This is a genomic window from Arthrobacter sp. N199823 (assembly GCF_002929705.1).
In the GTDB taxonomy this organism is placed as follows: Bacteria; Actinomycetota; Actinomycetes; order Actinomycetales; family Micrococcaceae; genus Specibacter.
The window spans coordinates 1-501 of sequence record NZ_PJIN01000082.1 but is presented as its reverse complement, the minus strand read 5'-3'; the positions used below and the strand labels follow the sequence as shown (position 1 = coordinate 501).

Annotated in this window: 1 protein-coding gene; it reads right to left on the bottom strand. The window is 60.5% G+C overall.

The window, feature by feature from the left end:
• Positions 1–120: 120 nt before the first annotated feature.
• On the bottom strand, positions 121–501 hold a 381-nt coding region (locus CXQ93_RS20330; RefSeq protein ID WP_146073319.1), incomplete at its 5' end, for a Yip1 family protein.

Sequence of the window (501 nt, the reverse complement as noted above, 5' to 3'; positions counted from 1 at the left end):
AAAAACTGCTCGGCCAGCTCGTAACAGGCTTCGACACGGGCATTGAGGCGCTCGGGCATTGGGGTACTCCTGCAAGCGCCGCATTATGCCAAACCGTTTCTGGCCGATCAGCTTCGTTGGTCACTCGTTCGGCCGTTCGTTGAAGCGCCGTTCGTTTTCCAGGCCGCCCGGTTCTTCCTGCGGGCGATTCTCCTCGAAGCCATAGCTCTGGTTCTGTGGGGTATCGCGCTCGTAGGTCGGGTCGAGTGCGAGCATCCAGAATAGGATCATCGGCACCTTCAGGTTCACCAGCACCAGCAGACCGACGCCCCAGGTGCAGGCGCCGTAAAGAAAGGTGTTGCGGTTACTGATGCGCATGAACGTCGGCAGGCCGACGAACAGCAGATAGGTCGAGTATGCCCCGGCCGCCACCAGAACCAGGATGGCCAGCCAGCGCGACGGGTAGAGCGCACCCAGTCCGGCCAGGAAGAAAGGTGTAATGACATAGGCGATGAAGCCCAC